Raw genomic sequence first — 17,270 nt, forward strand, 5'->3', positions numbered from 1 at the left:
ATGTAACAGTAGCACCTGCTGTCATCTGATAGATAATCAGAAAGGAAAAATGATTCCCGATTCCGCCTATCGGCTGGAAGTAAAAATCAGAAAGAATGAGACGTGTGCCAGAATCAAACTCAACCAGTCAAGTATCCCTTGGTTTGAGGGAGAAATGTTGGAGGTTGTCAATAACAAAATTCGCCCGGCAGCTTCCAGTCTTGCCATTTCTATCCGCCTCACTCAAAAGGAAGATTGCCTGCTTGATAAAACTTACTCTACAGAATATCAGCAAACTACCAAAGCGCAAAGATTCGAAGATTCACCGTCCGCCAATGCCGCTTGCCTGGATGATATGACCGAATGTTTGTCAATGGCTACGAAAGAAATCGTGGAGGAGATTAGTCGGGATATACATTTAATACTATCTTTGCAGCCAAAAAGCAGACACTAACTATGTTTATCATTATTGGAATTATGCTGACAGGCATGCTTCTTGGCTACTTGTTGCGCAGTAAAAGACTATCATGGATACACAGGATAATTACTCTTCTTATATGGATTCTCCTCTTTCTTCTCGGAATAGATGTAGGAGGTAACGAATCTATTATCAAAGGTTTGCATACTCTCGGACTGGAAGCTATTATCATCACGGTAGCTGCCGTTGCAGGAAGTACGTTATGCGCCTGGGGATTATGGTACCTATTATATAAATGGAATGGAGGAAAGGAGACAAAAGCATGAAAGGTAGTTTGATTATCGTCTCTTTCTTCATTATCGGTACTCTTTGTGGAGTTTATCATCTTATTCCATACGACTTCACCGACAGCAAGCTCAGTTACTATGCCCTCTGCGGACTCATGTTCTGCGTAGGCATCAGTATCGGCAACGATCCGAATACTTTGAAGAGTTTTCGCTCCCTGAATCCGCGGCTTGTATTCCTTCCCATCATGACGATCATTGGCACATTAGCAGGTTGCGCCGTAGCAGGAGCCTTTATGAGCCAACGAGGTCCTTTAGACTGTATGGCAGTCGGAGCCGGATTTGGCTATTATTCACTTTCCAGCATTTTCATTACCGAATACAAAGGTCCCGAATTGGGAACTATTGCGTTACTTTCCAATATCATGCGTGAAATCATCGCTTTGCTGTGTGCGCCATTATTAGTGAAGTATTTCGGAAAGCTAGCCCCTATTTCTGTTGGTGGAGCCACTACAATGGATACCACTCTTCCTATTATTACCCGATATTCGGGAAAAGAATTTGTAATCATTTCCATTTTCCATGGTTTTGTTGTTGATTTCAGTGTTCCTTTCCTAGTCACGTTCCTTTGCTCAATATCATTTTAATAGGAATAAATCCTAAAAAGCAGATTATTTCCACTATCGTTTTCGCACACGTATTACAAATATGTTTCATAAAGAACCGTTTTTGTATCAAAAAGCATATCATCTCTTGACTTACATCAAGAAATGAGGCTAAATAGAATCTTTTCCTTTTCTTTATTTTTATGCTATAAAACATATTCTTATATTTGCATAGGTAAAAAGAAAAAACTAAGCGCTTAGACTAATTTTCAATAGGTATTAGATTTGTTTTTAGGAATAGTTTTTAGGTATAACAATTAAAAAAGTAGGTATTATGAAACGTTTAGGATTAACATTAGTGGCAGCGCTCTGCCTTGCTGCTACAACATTTGCAGCCGGAAATCAACCTACAACTGCAAAATGGGAAGGTAACATCAATGTTAGTAAATTAGGTAAATATTTGAACTTGAATTCAGTTCAGAGTGAAGAAGTAGCCAATATTTGCGATTATTTCTCCACACAGATGTCAAGAGCCACAACAGCGAAGAAAGATAAAGAAGCAAAATTGCGCAACGCTGTTTATGGTAACTTGAAACTGATGAGAAAGACTCTTAGTGCTGAACAGTACGCCAAGTATGCCGCATTGATGAACATCACTTTACAGAATAAAGGTATTGAACTGAATAAGTAAAATGATTAATATGTAAAAGAGAGAGAGGGTGGAAGCCGGTTGGCTTCCACTTTTTTTATACTGTTATTTAATAGTCACCATCGTAGCCCCAAACCCATATTCTTGGAAAGAAGCATCCTGATAACGGCAATTATTATATTTCCGTTTCAATTCATCAATGACAGCCTTTCGAAGTACCCCATCTCCCTTGCCGTGAATAAAGACAATCTTCTGTTCACGCTTATTCTTATAAGTTTCCATCACTTCGCGAAACTTATCCAATTGATAATTCAGTATTTCAGCATTGCCCATCCCTTGAGTATCATCCAGCAAAGAATCGATATGAAGATCTATTTCAATAATTCCGCTCTTTCCACCATGAGTAGTATGGCTTGGTTTCACAATAGGTTGTGACTTCGGTTTATCTACAGACTTCTTCTGCAACAAAGCCTTTTGAATCTCCTCCGCCGAAACATATACTTGTTTGGCAGGCATATCATCTTTCACAATGTCATAAATCAAAGCCGGTTCTTCAAAGAAATCAGAATCGCTAAAGGTATGAAGTTTATAGAACTTCACGGTATCGATCCGTATCTCCACACTAACAGCAGGTTTGATAGCCGCAGGCTTACCGTCCTTGAAAGCGATCAACTGAACAGCCACCCGCTCCATATCATTCAATACATCTTTGGTGAACTCTTCCAACAGCAATTTTGTATTAGGCTCCACCAAACCATGCGAACGGTTCTTCCATGCTTTTCCTTCTGCACTCAAATAAGTGTAATACAAATAATAATTGCTATCATTTACCAGATAAGTTTCAAAAGGAGTAGTCATCATCGCTTTTGCGTCTTCGGGCACATAAGCCAGAAATACATTCAAAGTATCTCCTCCACGCACCTCCGGCTGACGTTGAATAACAGGCATCTCCGGTTTTACCGGTTTAACAGGTTCTTCCGGTTTCGACGCAGACGAACCGGGTTTACGCCTCATATTATAGTCATCTGTTTCAATCACGACACACTCGCGTATCGGCATTGGAATATCAAACCCATCTGCATCTTCCACCAACACAAAATCCTTTCCCTGGAATCCAGTTACGATTCCACCGCCTACCTCACTAAGAAAGCGTACTTTATCTCCTATTTTCATTATTGTATATCCAATTAAAATTCAAACTCAAAAAAACGAGTAACAAAGATAGAGATTTCTATGAAATTAAATGGAGATTCGGTTCTAAAAACAAACCGTCTGCCTTTATTCCTCTTTTTATTGTAACTTTGCATACGAAATATCAAACAGATGATCTAAAATTTACCATTAACGACGAAACCGATGAAAGAACTTATTAAAGTCATTGCTTTTGATGCAGACGATACCTTGTGGAGCAATGAACCTTTTTTCCAGGAAATAGAGAAACAATATACAGACCTATTAAAGCCTTATGGCACTTCTGAACATATTTCAGCTGCTTTATTTCAAACAGAAATGAATAATCTGAAATATCTCGGATATGGAGCCAAAGCTTTCACCATTTCTATGGTAGAGACAGCTTTGCATGTGAGTGGACAAAAGATTTCAGGAACAGACATCCAACATATTATTGAATTAGGCAAATCATTACTGAAAATGCCAATTGAACTATCGCCGGGAGTAAAAGAAACGCTTAAAGTATTGAAAGAAAAAGGAAAATACAAATTAGTAGTTGCCACTAAAGGAGATTTGCTCGATCAAGAGAATAAGCTGGAACGTTCCGGATTAGCCTCTTATTTCGATCACATTGAAGTGATGTCCGATAAAACAGAGAAAGAATATCAACGAATGTTGAATATCTTACAGATTGCTCCTTCCGAATTTGTCATGATTGGCAATTCTCTGAAATCGGACATTCAACCTGTTCTATCGCTGGGAGGATATGGCATACATATTCCTTTTGAAGTGATGTGGAAACACGAAGTAGTAGACACATTCACACATGACCATCTGAAACAGGTGAAAAGATTTGATGAGTTGCTGCTTTTGTTTTAAATAAGTTCTGTTCTTTCTTCAGATAAGCTTCGAATCTGAAGAAAGAAATCAGTAAACAATACTATCTTATTGGATTACAAATCCAACAGTTTCATCAATTCAGCAGCCCGACACGCTTCTATCGAATTACTGACAGAGAATTTCTCCAAAATATTCTGCCGGTGTCGATTGACTGTATTCACACTAATATAAAGGGCAGCTGCTATTTCTTTACTAGATAGTCCTTTACGTATACAGCGAAGTATTTCCTTTTCGCGTTCGGATAGGATATTGCGATGTTCTTCCGAAAAAAAGAGCGTTTCGACCTCTCCACGTCCCATATGGGTAATAGTGGGACATATCCCCTGCTCCGTTCGTTGATCTGCAGACAAGGTATAAAGACAAAAAATCAACCATACACTTCCGGAAGGAGTATTTTCCATTATCTGCACTAGGTTATCAATATACTGATAGACTCCTTTCTCATTCATCATACGTATTCTGCATCTTCCCCGGTACTTCAACCGTTCTTCGGAAGACATCGAAAAGGTCTTCTGAAAAAACTGATACTCCAATAACCGCTTTTCTACCAAGTCTTCAGGATGAATACGCCGATAAATACAATCTTCATCCATAGAATCAATCACACTCAAAGCAGCTTCTTCGGGAGTTAAGCCTAGAAAATGCGCCCAAGGATGAACGGCAATGTAACTTTTCCTATTCGAAAGATCTGAAATAACAGCACATCCACCATTAATCTCCGTCAATGAATGAATAAAGCGTTGATGTTGCTCTACAACTCCATTGTCCAATATTTCATCGGCTATCAGTTGTGTCGCATAAACTTCATCTATTTCCTTTTGTAATACGTCCATCTTATAAAATGGTTATTATTCAGTATTGTTGCACACGGAGGTATGACCTATCTTTGCACCACAAAGATAAAGATAATCAAATAAGAAATGATCATGAAACATTTAAAAATCAAAATGATGTCAATAGCCTTTATGGCAGTAACAACTTCTTCTATGGCACAAAGTTTGAATAAAATGAATTGGCTGAACGAGCCTCAACAATGGGAAATAAAAGATGGCAAAACCTTAGTGATGGATGTTCCTGCAAAAACAGACTTTTGGAGGATTTCTCATTATGGGTTCACAGTGGACGACGGACCTTTCTATTATGCGACTTATGGTGGAGAATTTGAAGCCAAAGTAAAGATAACCGGCAACTATGTCACCACCTTTGACCAAATGGGATTAATGCTGCGCATCGACCATGAAAACTGGATAAAAGCAGGTGTGGAATACGTTGATGGCAAACAGAATGTAAGTGCCGTAGTTACGCATCGGACTAGCGACTGGAGTGTAGTACAATTGCCGGATGCTCCCCGTTCGATATGGATAAAAGCAGTCCGTCGCCTGGATGCAGTAGAAATATTTTTCTCACGTGATGATAAAGAATATATTATGATGCGCACGTGTTGGTTGCAAGATAATTGTCCTGTCATGGTAGGATTAATGGGAGCTTGTCCGGACGGCAAAGGTTTCACCGCTACATTCGAAGAATTTAAAGTGACTCCATTAGCCGATCAACGAAGACTGGAATGGGCAAAAAGGCAAATGAACAAATAAAAATCAGTCCTGATGCTATTTATTTAAATAGAGAGAAAGCTCTATTATAATATAAATGCGGTAGTATATCTTACTTTAAATGTTCTATTTTTAATATGATGAGTATAAATAGCATCACACGGATTTCCTCTTCCAGCAGTTCTGTTGTATAAAATAATGCAAGAATATACAGTTCCCGAGGAGTTTTTTACATAAAAACAGTCAAAAGATACACTATAATAAACTTATTGACAATCGTTTCTTTAAAAGGAGTAACCAGTTCCTTTTAAAGGAACGATTCATTGATCGGTGAGAAACACTTTATTCCTTTAAAAGGAGCATATAAAACTTTATTTTAAGTGCTATCCCAGAGCTAACCTACACCTGAAACAGCCAACACTCCACATATCAATTTGAGACAAAACAAAGGCAAGTTCTATACATCTATTCTATAAAAGACGCAGACTAAAACAAATTATTCCAAAACACAATCGATTTATTTCTTTTCTAAATTCGAAAACAGCAAATCCGTCTCATTTTCAACTCATGCCTAAATATATCCTGCATATATAGAATTATACAACGATAAAATATACGTTTTTTCATATATTATCGCCAAAACCGTATATACTTATCTTTCTCACGATCCAACGCACCTTCATCGACACAATCACCCAACCGGAACCATGAATGTTCTATCAATGAGCCTCTCTTTTTAACAGACTTATCCCAGTTTCCTATCACTTGTCCTTCATGAAGAACAATCGGATAAAACAGACCATTATTGGTAAATGCTTTCGAGTAATGCTCTTTAGGCAAAACGTCTGTCCGGTCTTTATAACCAAGCAAATATTCATCATAAGAAGGAAGAAGATGCAAACTGCCGGTAACTTTTCCACGAGTCCGGCAATCTTCATGAATATACCATGTCTGTCCATTCCATTCTTCTGCCGTTAATTCCGAATCAATCAAATAAATAGCTTGACGTGCATCTGTAATAGGCAGCCCCGACCACCAGACAAAATCTTGCAAAACAGCAGGAGCATGACTACGAAAATAGCTTCTAGCCAAACGAGCCAAAGATTCATCTTTGGTCAATTCCGGCATCGGCGGAACACGCTCTTCCAAAAGCGCATACGTACATTTACTTCCTTTATCTTCCCCACTACATACAATCCCCACCTGCTCCGCACGAGCCATAAAGCGGGTCATACGATGATTATCCGCTACAATCCCCGAACGGTTAAAATGCTCGGCAATCTCCTGCCTCGTCAGGCTTTTCTTCCCACAAAGAATTTTCTCCAACAGATTATGACTTTTCGTATAGAGCTCTTCAGAAATTTCCAAGTCATGCCCCTTCGCATAAGACTCATTAGCAGATATAATACGCCCGGCGGAAAGTTTCAACATCCACCGGATATCTTCTGCTGCTACGAGATGCCATGTCGGACGCATTACATGAGTCCGCAGGATTTCACCATCACGGAGCGCTTTTTCCACAGTTTGAATCGTTGCTGACTTCAAACGCATTCCTACTGCCCATTTCACCATGGAATAATTCTGTGCCTGCATAGCTCCCATCCAGGACACAAGTTCCTTGGGTTGAAAGAAAAGAGGACTTAATAACTGTTGGTTGAGTAAACGTATATTCGGTATTTTCATCATACTTATTTATAAAAGAAAAAACAGTTGTTCTTTGATTAAATGACACGAGTAATGGAATGTAACAAAACAGAAGACAAGAAGTCTCTAATATAAATATGTTCTATCCCTTCATAAGTATTTTCAAACATTTTTTCTCCGGACACTACCACTTTCGGATAATTATCTTTAATCTTCAATAAATTCCCGAATTCTCTTTCAATAGTTTCCTGTTTAGAAAGTTCAAGAGAGACTTGCACATAGAGAATCTCTCCATTCCGTTTACAGACAAAATCTATTTCTTCCGTACCCAATGTCCCGATTTTTACATCATATCCACTATATACCAAATGATTATAAACCAAGTTCTCCAAACGCATCGCTCTGTCCTGTGGCTTGTACCCCGTAATCACATTACGAATCCCCATATTCTCAAAATAATACTTCTCCCCTCTTTCGAATAATTTCTTTCCGGCAATATCATACCTTCCTACCCTATGTACAATAAAAGCATCCGATAATGCCATCGCATACTCACTCACAACATAAGGAGAAATATCCACTTTCTGACTTTTCAGAAAATCACTAATACTCTTGCTGGAAAATAAGTTGCCAATGTTACCTGCCAAGAACGAAACTAGTTGTTCCAAAAAGACCGTATTCCTTATATTCTTTCTCTGAATCACATCTTTTAATATAATGGTAGAGTAAATGCTCCTCAAATACTCCATAACAACAGGTTCTTCCATCGGCAAATGTATCAGATAAGGCAATCCTCCATAATGAATATATTTCTCCAATGACGCATCCGTATTCTCCAGTTCATGGAAATCCAGAAATTCAATATACGACAAACTATAAACCACAAATTCAACATACCGACCTCCCAATTCATTCGCTAAATCACTGGAAAATATCTCTGAATTACTGCCTGTCACATATATATCATTATTATCATCCAATGCCAACGAACGGATAGCCAACCTGAAATCTTGTATTTCCTGTATTTCATCGACAAAAATATAGTTCATTCTATCATCTACCGATTTTGAAAGAATATAATCATTCAGTTCTTTATAAGTCTTTATATCTATGAAATTGACATCTTCCTTATTTATATAGATAATATTCGCATCACTCTCTTCTTTCCGTATCAACTCCATGAGTTGATACAAAATAAAGCTTTTACCGACACGACGATGACCGACCATCACTTTTACCAATGTTTTCCTCATGAAAGGTCTTATGCGGTCAACATAAGTGTTTCTTTGTTTAATTATGCGAGGTATTTTCATTCTACTTCTTTTTAAATACGATTGCAATACATCACAAATATAGCATTTATTTTAAATACAATTGTAATTTCTTGAGATTTTATCCTCTACTTCAAATACGATTGTAATTTTCCCATTCTAAATTTTCTATTGTTTTTCTGACTTTATAACTGCATATATACCAATTTATGTCTATTTTTGTCATCTCAAACCAAAGAAAATAGAAATGATGCTCTATAAACTCATCCCTCCTTCAGTAGTAACAGCAACTATCCAGTTGCCGGCTTCTAAAAGTATCAGTAATCGTGCATTAATCATCAATGCGCTGGGCAAAGGTATTTATCCTCCTGAAAACCTGTCCGATTGTGACGATACACAGGTGATGATAAAAGCTCTCACCGAAGAGAAAGAGACGATTGACATCATGGCTGCGGGCACTGCTATGCGTTTCCTTACCGCCTATTTAAGTGTGACCCCGGGGGAACGGACAATCACAGGAACAGCCCGTATGCAGCAACGCCCGATACAGATATTAGTCAATGCGCTTCGTGAGTTAGGAGCTGAAATAGAGTATACCCGCAATGAAGGATATCCTCCCCTCCGCATCAAAGGTGCAGAATTGAAAGGAAACGAAATAACACTGAAAGGAAATGTCAGTTCCCAATATATATCTGCTCTATTGATGATAGGTCCGGCACTCAAAGACGGTTTGACTTTGCATTTAAGCGGTGAGATAATTTCCCGTCCTTATATCAATCTTACATTGCAACTGATGCAGGACTTTGGAGCCAAAGCTGCATGGACTTCTCCCAGTAGCATTTCCGTTGCTCCACAACTCTATCAGAGCATTCCTTTCAAAGTGGAAAATGACTGGAGCGCAGCTTCCTATTGGTATCAGATTGCCGCCTTATCTCCCAAAGCAGAAATTGAATTATTGGGGTTGTTTCATAACAGTTATCAGGGAGATAGCCGGGGAGCAGAAGTTTTCTCACGCTTAGGTATAACTACCGAATTTACATCGCAAGGTGTGAAACTGAAAAAAACAGGCAAAGCGCCGGAAAGACTGGAAGAAGACTTTATCGACATTCCGGATTTGGCACAGACATTCGTTGTTACCTGTGCCTTGCTGAATATCCCTTTCCGTTTCACCGGATTACAAAGCCTGAAAATAAAAGAGACTGACCGTATTGCCGCCCTGCGAGCCGAGCTTAAAAAGCTGGGATATATGATCAAGGAAGAAAATGACAGTATATTAATGTGGAATGGCGAACGATGTGAACCGGAAGAAACTCCGGTGATTGAAACCTACGAAGACCATCGGATGGCAATGGCATTTGCACCGGCAATTATCCGCCATCCCAATTTACTTATTGCCAATCCGCAAGTCGTTACCAAATCATATCCCGGATATTGGGAAGATTTGAAACAGGCCGGATTTCAGGTTATAAACGAAGGCTAATTTTCATACGCTGTGGAAGATTTCAACAAATATACTTCCCACATCAACTACTCCCCTATTGTAGATTTTGTATTACGACAGGGGAAGCAGACCTATTATAAGAAAGGAGACTACTTTTCCCGCCAAGGAGAAGTATGCAAAACAATGGGGTTCGTCAGTTCCGGTTCTTTCCGGTACTGTTGCACCAACAGTGTAGGCGAAAACAGCATTGTAGGCTATACTTTCGATCATTCTTTTGTTGGCAACTATCCGGCTTTTCAGTTACAGGACAAATCAAATGTAGATATACAAGCCTTGTGTGACTGCTCGGTATACGTAATCAATTATCAGCAAATGGCAGACTTCTACGATACCAACGACGCTCACCAAAAGTTAGGACGCCGCATCGCAGAAACGTTATTGTGGGAAGTCTACGACCGGATGATTTCAATGTACAGCCTGACACCGGAAGAACGCTATCTTGAAATTATCAACCGTTGTCCCGACTTACTGAAACTGATAACTTTAAAAGAACTGGCTTCCTATCTTCTGATTCGTCCCGAAACATTAAGTCGTATCCGAAGAAAAGTCGTACAAAAATAAATTCTTGATTTCAATCAAGAGTTTATTTATTCCCTACCCTTACTTTTGCGGGCAAACAAAGTATATTGTATTTCATGAAAAAAATTATAATTATAGGTGCAACTTCCGGCATCGGTCGCGGATTGGCAGAAGTCTATTCTCAAGAAGATTATCTTATCGGCATTACCGGTCGCAGAGAAAATCTATTAGAAGAGGTATGCGCCCGGGACAAAGACAAACTATTCTATCAAGTGTGCGACATCACCGATACACAAGCTACCATTTCATCCCTCGAAACTCTCACTCGAAAAATGGGTGGAATGGATATATTGATTATCTGTGCCGGGACCGGAGAACTAAACCCCGAACTCTCCTACCAATTGGAAGAACCTACCTTACTAACGAACGTGATAGGATTCACCAACATCGCAGACTGGGGTTTCCGATATTTCGAACAGCAAAAAAGCGGGCATCTGGTTACTATTTCCTCTGTTGGAGGTACGCGCGGCAGTGGCATCGCTCCCGCCTACAATGCGTCGAAAGCCTATCAAATCAACTATATGGAAGGATTACGACAAAAAGCAACTAAATCTCCTTATTCTATTTACACTACCGATATTCGTCCCGGATTTGTAGACACCGCTATGGCAAAAGGAGAAGGATTGTTTTGGGTTACTCCCGTTGATAAAGCTGTGAAACAAATTAAAAAGGCTATTTCTAAAAAGAAAAAAGTAGCTTTCATTTCCCAAAGATGGAGATATGTAACTATCCTGTTTCGTCTGTTGCCATCTGCTATTTATTGCCGGATGTAATGATAGATACTCCATAGCCAACACATATTTGTCTAAGTAAATCTAATAAAAAACACCTGCCCCAACTGTTTATACAGATATTGGTATCTACCAAATTCTAGTTATGTATATAAGTCTGTACGGGAATCATATTAATGATAATAGCTAACTCACAAATAAACAGCTCTCTTACAATTGGAGGACACTTTTAGGGTTCAGTAATCAATGATGAAAAAATAAGTTCTTTCAGAACTAGGATGGTTTATAAAATTAGAATTAACGGCACAAATATATAATATATTTTAATACATAGCATGTATTTTCAAAAATAATATCAAATTCTCATTCATTTTTTCTTTTTAAGAATACCCAAAGCCGTATTTTATCTTCATATTGAAATGAAACTACTTGTTTATTTCATCATCCTTGTTATTTCATCTAACACAAACAGGTACGAAATAGATATAAAATGGGTATAAAACAAGTAGAAAAGATCGCTTAAAAGAAGACTCTTTTTTTGAATTTAAGGCTTTGAATCCAACGTTTTACGCACGGAATAAGTTCTGAAAGAACTTATTAAAAGTAATTCCGGATTCTAGGAAAAACTCTAAATTCAATGCTATGTTAAAACAACTAAAGTCAGTTAGTATGTTGTTGTTCCTACTGACAATGTCAGTAGAAGCAGCTTATCCGGAAACTGGTGAAAGCACTCTAAAAGTTTCCGTTGTACAACAGGGTACTACTTGTAAGGGTGTAGTAAAAGATGCAGCAGGTGAAACCATCATCGGTGCATCCGTCGTAGCCAAAGGTACGACGAACGGTACAATCACCGGAATCAACGGTGACTTCTCTTTAAACAATGTAAAAACCGGAGATATTATTGTAGTCTCTTTTGTTGGTTATCAGACTCAAGAAATCAAATTCACAGGACAATCATTGAATATCATCCTTAAAGACAATACACAAACATTGGATGAAGTTGTTGTGGTTGCTTTTGGTACACAAAAGAAAGTGAATGTAACAGGATCTGTATCTACGGTAGGAGCAAAAGAAATTTCGGCACGTCCCGTTAACTCTACCATAGAAGCTTTGCAAGGTATGGTTCCGGGGATGAATATCTCTACTGGTGATGGTGGTGGCTCCTTAGGTTCAGACAAAAAATTCAATATTCGTGGTGTTGGAACAATTGGAGCTGGTTCAAAGGTAGAACCATTGGTGCTCATTGACGGTATGGAGGGAGACATGAACGCTATCAATCCACAGGACATTGAGAATATTTCTGTACTGAAAGATGCAGCCGCTTCCTCCATTTATGGCTCGCGGGCACCAGGTGGAGTCATCCTGATTACAACAAAGAAAGGTAAGTCGGGAAAAACGGTAGTTAACTATAATAACAACTTCCGTTTTGTATCTCCCTTGAATATGCCTGAAATGGCAGATTCATACAATTTTGCTCTGGCAGTCAATGACCAGTTAACTAATGGTGGACAGACTCCCATGTATAGCGCCACCAAACTTCAACAAATTCTGGATTTTCAAGCAGGAAAAAGCACACAATATATGTGGCCGACCGATGCGGGAAGATGGAATTCATTCGATGATCCCCAACGGCAAGACGTGATGCCTACCGGCAATACCGACTGGTTAAAAACGTTATTTGGTAATAGCTTTACCCACGAGCATTCATTGAGCGTAAATGGTGGAACGGATAAAATACAATATTATCTTTCTGCGAATTATCTGGACCAAGGAGGTCTCTTGAAGTTTGGAGATGATAACAAACAACGCTACTCCTTTACTGCAAAAATCAATGCGGACTTAACCAAATGGTTGAAAATAAGTTATAGTATGCGTTTTAACCGGACGGATTATGAAGCTCCTTCATTTGCCGGAGGCGATATCAAAAGTAATGTATTCTATTTCGATGTATGTCGCTACTGGCCTGTCATTCCGGTAGTAGACCCAAACGGATTCTATACTGTCGAATCCAAGATTTACCAATTAACAGAAGGAGGCCGATATAAATCACAAAAAGACGTGGTGGCACACCAGCTTGCTTTCATCGTGGAACCCATCAAAGACTGGAAAATTAACGTAGAATTGAACTACCGTTCCAACTATAATTTCAACCATACCGATTATCAAACCGTTTATGGTTATGATGTGAGTAAAAATCCCTACATTATTGCCAATCAAACTTCCAGCGTTACAGAATATGCTTATAAGAGTAATTTCTTCAATCCGAACATCTTTACCGAATACGGCAAATCATTAGAAAGCGGGCACAACTTTAAAGTGATGCTGGGTTTTCAGAGCGAACTATTCAAACAACGTGATATTACCGCTTCCCAAGACGGTATCATGTCGGAAGTGGCTACCTTGAACACCACGCAGACAAATGCACAAAACAGAGGAGGGTACTCCGAATGGGCTACAGCCGGCTTCTTCGGACGTGTTAATTACGACTACAAAGGACGTTATCTGGCTGAAGTAAATATGAGATATGACGGCACTTCACGTTTCCTTCGAGATAACCGCTGGAATCTATTCCCATCATTCTCCTTAGGATGGAACATGGTCCGTGAAGCATTTTTTGAAGATCTGACCGATTTAATCAGCACATTCAAGATACGTGGTTCATGGGGTGAATTGGGCAACCAAAACACAGATAACTGGTATCCATTCTATCGAACTATTGATATTAACAAAGACCAATGGGGCAATTACGCACTAGGCAGTTGGCTGGTAAATGGCGTAAAACCAAATATTTCCAAAGAATCTGCGCTGGTATCTTCCTTACTGACATGGGAAAAGACGCAAACACTGGATTTAGGTTTCGACTTATCTATGCTCAACAATCGTTTGAATGTAACATTCGACTATTTCCAGCGTAAATCTAAAAACATGGTAGGCCCCGCCCCCGAACTACCCAACCTCTTAGGCATTGCCGTTCCCAAAGTAAACAACCTCGATATGACTTCCAAAGGTTGGGAAATACAGGTGAACTGGCGCGACCAGATACGCGACTTTAAGTATGGAGTTACCTTATCTTTGTCAGACAATCAAGTGGTTATTGATAAATACCCCAATCCGTCAAACACAATTTTAGATAAAGACAATAATAATACGTATTATGCAGGCGCTCACGTAGGTGATATATGGGGATTCCAAACAATCGGCATCGCAAAGACCGATCAAGAGATGAAAGATCATTTGGCCGGTATGCCCAATGGCGCACAGGATGTACTCGGTTCCGGCTGGGGAGCAGGTGACATCATGTATGCGGATTTGAACGGTGACGGCCAGATCAGCAGAGGTAACAAAACACTGGCTGATCATGGTGATTTGAAGAAAATAGGCAACAGTACACCACGCTACAACTTTGGTTTGAATCTGGATGCCACCTGGAAAGGGTTCGACCTTAAATTATTTTTCCAAGGAACGATGAAACGTGATTATATGCCGGGGAGTGGTTCTACAATGTTCTGGGGAGCAGTAGGCTACTGGCAAACCAACTTTTTCAAACCTCATCTGGACTATTTCCGCGGAGAAGATACGACTAATCCGCTAGGAGCTAACCTGAGTGGTTATTATCCGCGTCCTCTCGAGAATGATAGAAACCGTAATCCACAGACCCGATATTTACAAAATGCGGCTTACTGCCGTCTGAAAAATGTTACTTTAGGTTATACATTACCTAAATCTTTGACAGAAAAATTCTGCGTCAACAATCTGCGATTCTTTGTTTCAGCAGAGAATTTATTTACTATTACCAGTCTGACCGATACGTTTGACCCCGAAACTGTTGGCATCGGCAACTGGGACGGATGTACCTATCCGCTATCCAAGACTGTATCATTCGGTTTAAGTGCAACATTTTAAATGATAAACGATTATGAAAAAACATATTAAACTTTTGACAATAGGAACATTGCTATTGGGCGGACTGACCGGTTGCAATGATTTTCTCGACAGGGAACCACTGGATAAAGTAATTCCCGAAAAATATTTTGCATCCGAAAGTGATCTGGCTGCATACACAATCAATGCTTACCCATTTGAAACAGTGACCGATGCGTATGGCATCAATTTCTTCGGCAAAGATAATGATACTGATAACCAAGCCAGTGGTGACTCACCGGCCTTCTGGATACCCGGGCAAAAGAAGGTGCCGTCTGGTGAAGGCGAATGGGACTGGAGCAAAATACGAACCTGCAACTATTTCTTTGATAATACTTTACCGAAATTCGAAGCAGGCACTATTACCGGCAATCAGGATAATGTGAAGCATTATATCGGAGAAATGTACGTGATCCGGGCATACAATTATTATAAATTATTGGTTTCTTTAGGAGATCTACCTATTATCACTACTGCATTGCCCGACATAGAAGAGACTTTGGTGGAATCCAGCAAGCGCCAGCCGCGTAATAAGGTGGCACGCTTCATTCTGGACGATTTGCAAAAAGCAACAGAATTGTTGCTTGATAAAAGTCCCGGTGGCAAGAATCGCATCAGCAAAAACGTAGCTCACTTGCTACGTGCACGCGTTGCCCTCTTCGAAGCAACTTGGGAAAAGTATCACAAAGGAACAGCTTTTGTACCCGGTGGAAAAGGATGGCCGGGTAATCCCGCAGATGTAAGCGGTTTTAATAGTGATACAGAAGTGGCTTATTTTCTTGATGAAGCAATGAAGTCATCAAAAGTGGTAGGCGACTATATCGTCGGAAAACTGGCAGACAATACCGATACCCCCGAAGGTATGAACGCCAGTCTGGTTTCCATCAATCCTTACTACACCATGTTCTGCGATGAAAACATGGAAGGATATGATGAAATACTGATGTGGAAACAGTTCAAGGAAGGATTGGTAACCAACAACTTGCAAATGGAGTTGGCACGCAATGGCGGTGGTTCCGGATGGACTCGTGGCATGGTCAATTCGTTCCTGATGCGCAATGGGCTTCCCATCTATGCAGCCGGTTCCGGTTATAATCCCGATTGGGAGAGAGAAGGAGTAAATTCCACTTTACAGAATCGTGATTCACGCATTGTTATCTTTACCAAAAAGCCGGGTGATGCCAACACTGAAAATAAAGGTGATGTGAATTATTACGGTGATGACGGAACTCCCAGTTATTGCTCAATCCGTTTCATTTATGGCGATAAAGGAAGTTTGGCAACAACCGGATTCATCATCAAAAAAGGCAAACACTACTCCAGTCACATGGCAAATGACCATAGTGCGGGAACATCAGGTGGTATTGTTTTCCGTGCGGCAGAAGCCATGTTGATTTACATGGAAGCTTCGTATGAAAAAAATGGTAGAATCGACGGAACAGCCGACGGATATTGGAAAGCTTTACGCCGACGCGCCAAAGTGGACGAAGACTATAATAAGACAATCGCTGCAACACAGATGAGCGAAGAGGCTAAAGGCGATTTCGGTGCTTATTCTCATGGCCAATTGATAGACGCGACGTTATATAATATCCGCCGTGAACGCCGTAACGAACTTTGTGCAGAAGCTTTGCGCTGGGAAGACTTGAAACGCTGGCGTGCATGCGACCAGTTGATATCCAAACCTTACCGTGTAGAAGGTATGCTATACTGGGGAAGCAACTATGAAACGCAACTGGCAGATTTATGTAAAGTAGATCCGGCAGAAGGTAATATGTCCTCACCTGATTTAAGTAAATATATTCTTCCATACGAAAAAATCACGAAGAATAATCTGATTGCCGGGCAGAAGGGATTCCTCTTTACACCTGCTCATTATCTGAATCCGATAGGTATGGCTGTATTTCGTCAGACAGCCTCGGATAAGAATGATTTTACAAGTTCAGTCGTTTATCAGAACCCGGGATGGAAGATTGAAGGCGACACTGGCGCACAACCTGTAGAATAATAAAAAGATAAAAGAACAACTCTTTGAGTTTACAAATATATCGACCTTAATATTATATAT

15 protein-coding genes are annotated in these 17,270 nt (G+C 39.8%); 11 read left to right on the top strand and 4 right to left on the bottom strand.

The genetic code is table 11. The features are described 5' to 3' along the window. Window positions 1–49 precede the first annotated feature (49 nt). The 4 genes from KSX81_RS06835 to KSX81_RS06850 all read left to right on the top strand — a co-directional run bounded on the left by KSX81_RS06835 (window position 50) and on the right by KSX81_RS06850 (window position 1,977). Window positions 50–433, top strand: coding sequence for a hypothetical protein (locus tag KSX81_RS06835; RefSeq protein ID WP_004299316.1), 384 nt, complete (start codon window positions 50–52; stop codon window positions 431–433). Between the two features lie 2 nt (window positions 434–435). After that, the gene (locus tag KSX81_RS06840) at window positions 436–723 is read left to right on the top strand and encodes a LysO family transporter (RefSeq protein ID WP_004299315.1); all 288 of its coding nucleotides are present in this window, start codon (window positions 436–438) and stop codon (window positions 721–723) included. After that, window positions 720–1,328, top strand: a complete 609-nt coding sequence (locus tag KSX81_RS06845) for a lysine exporter LysO family protein (protein WP_004326224.1) — start codon at window positions 720–722, stop codon at window positions 1,326–1,328. Before KSX81_RS06840 ends, KSX81_RS06845 begins: the two co-directional genes overlap by 4 nt. Window positions 1,329–1,620: 292 nt before the next feature. Continuing rightward, on the top strand, window positions 1,621–1,977 hold the full coding sequence (locus tag KSX81_RS06850) for a hypothetical protein (RefSeq protein ID WP_004326225.1): 357 nt from the start codon (window positions 1,621–1,623) through the stop codon (window positions 1,975–1,977). Window positions 1,978–2,040: 63 nt separating this feature from the next. Here the strand turns inward: KSX81_RS06850 and KSX81_RS06855 are convergent, their stop codons facing one another. Further along, window positions 2,041–3,108 carry a DUF2027 domain-containing protein gene (locus KSX81_RS06855; RefSeq protein ID WP_004326226.1) on the bottom strand — a complete coding sequence of 356 codons (1,068 nt, stop codon included), beginning with the start codon at window positions 3,106–3,108 and terminating at the stop codon, window positions 2,041–2,043. 183 nt (window positions 3,109–3,291) lie between these two features. Here KSX81_RS06855 and KSX81_RS06860 point away from each other — a divergent pair, with 183 nt between their 5' ends. Next, window positions 3,292–3,984, top strand: a complete 693-nt coding sequence (locus tag KSX81_RS06860) for an HAD family hydrolase (protein WP_117512097.1) — start codon at window positions 3,292–3,294, stop codon at window positions 3,982–3,984. 74 nt (window positions 3,985–4,058) lie between these two features. Here KSX81_RS06860 and KSX81_RS06865 read toward each other — a convergent pair whose 3' ends face one another. Continuing rightward, a complete protein-coding gene (locus tag KSX81_RS06865; protein WP_217725552.1) occupies window positions 4,059–4,838 on the bottom strand; it encodes a response regulator transcription factor in 780 nt (259 codons plus the stop codon). Between the two features lie 87 nt (window positions 4,839–4,925). Between KSX81_RS06865 and KSX81_RS06870 the strand changes: the two genes are divergently transcribed. Then, window positions 4,926–5,597: a DUF1349 domain-containing protein gene (locus KSX81_RS06870; protein ID WP_225472708.1), complete on the top strand. Its 672-nt coding sequence runs from the start codon at window positions 4,926–4,928 to the stop codon at window positions 5,595–5,597. Between the two features lie 588 nt (window positions 5,598–6,185). Here the strand turns inward: KSX81_RS06870 and KSX81_RS06875 are convergent. Together KSX81_RS06875 and KSX81_RS06880 are read right to left on the bottom strand one after the other, a co-directional pair. Further along, window positions 6,186–7,238: a winged helix DNA-binding domain-containing protein gene (locus KSX81_RS06875; protein ID WP_052587956.1), complete on the bottom strand. Its 1,053-nt coding sequence runs from the start codon at window positions 7,236–7,238 to the stop codon at window positions 6,186–6,188. Between the two features lie 38 nt (window positions 7,239–7,276). Continuing rightward, the gene (locus KSX81_RS06880) at window positions 7,277–8,512 is read right to left on the bottom strand and encodes an ATP-binding protein (RefSeq protein WP_004299291.1); all 1,236 of its coding nucleotides are present in this window, start codon (window positions 8,510–8,512) and stop codon (window positions 7,277–7,279) included. Between the two features lie 208 nt (window positions 8,513–8,720). Here KSX81_RS06880 and aroA point away from each other — a divergent pair, with 208 nt between their 5' ends. From aroA to KSX81_RS06905, 5 genes are all read left to right on the top strand, one after another. Continuing rightward, a complete protein-coding gene (aroA, locus tag KSX81_RS06885) occupies window positions 8,721–9,950 on the top strand; it encodes a 3-phosphoshikimate 1-carboxyvinyltransferase (RefSeq protein WP_373186765.1) in 1,230 nt (409 codons plus the stop codon). 12 nt (window positions 9,951–9,962) lie between these two features. Then, window positions 9,963–10,532 (top strand): Crp/Fnr family transcriptional regulator, encoded by a 570-nt coding sequence (locus KSX81_RS06890; protein ID WP_009040866.1) that lies wholly within the window; start codon window positions 9,963–9,965, stop codon window positions 10,530–10,532. A 74-nt stretch (window positions 10,533–10,606) separates the two neighbouring features. After that, a complete protein-coding gene (locus tag KSX81_RS06895) occupies window positions 10,607–11,323 on the top strand; it encodes an SDR family NAD(P)-dependent oxidoreductase (protein WP_009040867.1) in 717 nt (238 codons plus the stop codon). 627 nt (window positions 11,324–11,950) lie between these two features. Continuing rightward, window positions 11,951–15,184 (top strand): SusC/RagA family TonB-linked outer membrane protein, encoded by a 3,234-nt coding sequence (locus KSX81_RS06900; RefSeq protein ID WP_217726141.1) that lies wholly within the window; start codon window positions 11,951–11,953, stop codon window positions 15,182–15,184. Window positions 15,185–15,197: 13 nt separating this feature from the next. Next, window positions 15,198–17,210: a RagB/SusD family nutrient uptake outer membrane protein gene (locus tag KSX81_RS06905; RefSeq protein ID WP_217726138.1), complete on the top strand. Its 2,013-nt coding sequence runs from the start codon at window positions 15,198–15,200 to the stop codon at window positions 17,208–17,210. Window positions 17,211–17,270 lie beyond the last annotated feature (60 nt).

Origin of the sequence: Bacteroides sp. MSK.18.37 (genome assembly GCF_019129155.2) — a bacterium.
GTDB lineage: Bacteria > Bacteroidota > Bacteroidia > Bacteroidales > Bacteroidaceae > Bacteroides > Bacteroides ovatus.

Excerpts from the sequence above, each read along its gene's own strand:
- KSX81_RS06870 (WP_225472708.1), top strand. The coding sequence starts at position 4,926 with ATGATCATGAAACATTTAAAAATCAAAATGATGTCAATAGCCTTTATG.
- KSX81_RS06905 (WP_217726138.1), top strand. The coding sequence starts at position 15,198 with ATGAAAAAACATATTAAACTTTTGACAATAGGAACATTGCTATTGGGC.
- aroA (WP_373186765.1), top strand. The coding sequence starts at position 8,721 with ATGCTCTATAAACTCATCCCTCCTTCAGTAGTAACAGCAACTATCCAG.
- KSX81_RS06860 (WP_117512097.1), top strand. The coding sequence starts at position 3,292 with ATGAAAGAACTTATTAAAGTCATTGCTTTTGATGCAGACGATACCTTG.
- KSX81_RS06840 (WP_004299315.1), top strand. The coding sequence starts at position 436 with ATGTTTATCATTATTGGAATTATGCTGACAGGCATGCTTCTTGGCTAC.
- KSX81_RS06855 (WP_004326226.1), bottom strand. The coding sequence starts at position 3,108 with ATGAAAATAGGAGATAAAGTACGCTTTCTTAGTGAGGTAGGCGGTGGA.
- KSX81_RS06835 (WP_004299316.1), top strand. The coding sequence starts at position 50 with ATGATTCCCGATTCCGCCTATCGGCTGGAAGTAAAAATCAGAAAGAAT.
- KSX81_RS06865 (WP_217725552.1), bottom strand. The coding sequence starts at position 4,838 with ATGGACGTATTACAAAAGGAAATAGATGAAGTTTATGCGACACAACTG.
- KSX81_RS06845 (WP_004326224.1), top strand. The coding sequence starts at position 720 with ATGAAAGGTAGTTTGATTATCGTCTCTTTCTTCATTATCGGTACTCTT.
- KSX81_RS06850 (WP_004326225.1), top strand. The coding sequence starts at position 1,621 with ATGAAACGTTTAGGATTAACATTAGTGGCAGCGCTCTGCCTTGCTGCT.
- KSX81_RS06880 (WP_004299291.1), bottom strand. The coding sequence starts at position 8,512 with ATGAAAATACCTCGCATAATTAAACAAAGAAACACTTATGTTGACCGC.
- KSX81_RS06900 (WP_217726141.1), top strand. The coding sequence starts at position 11,951 with ATGTTGTTGTTCCTACTGACAATGTCAGTAGAAGCAGCTTATCCGGAA.
- KSX81_RS06875 (WP_052587956.1), bottom strand. The coding sequence starts at position 7,238 with ATGAAAATACCGAATATACGTTTACTCAACCAACAGTTATTAAGTCCT.
- KSX81_RS06895 (WP_009040867.1), top strand. The coding sequence starts at position 10,607 with ATGAAAAAAATTATAATTATAGGTGCAACTTCCGGCATCGGTCGCGGA.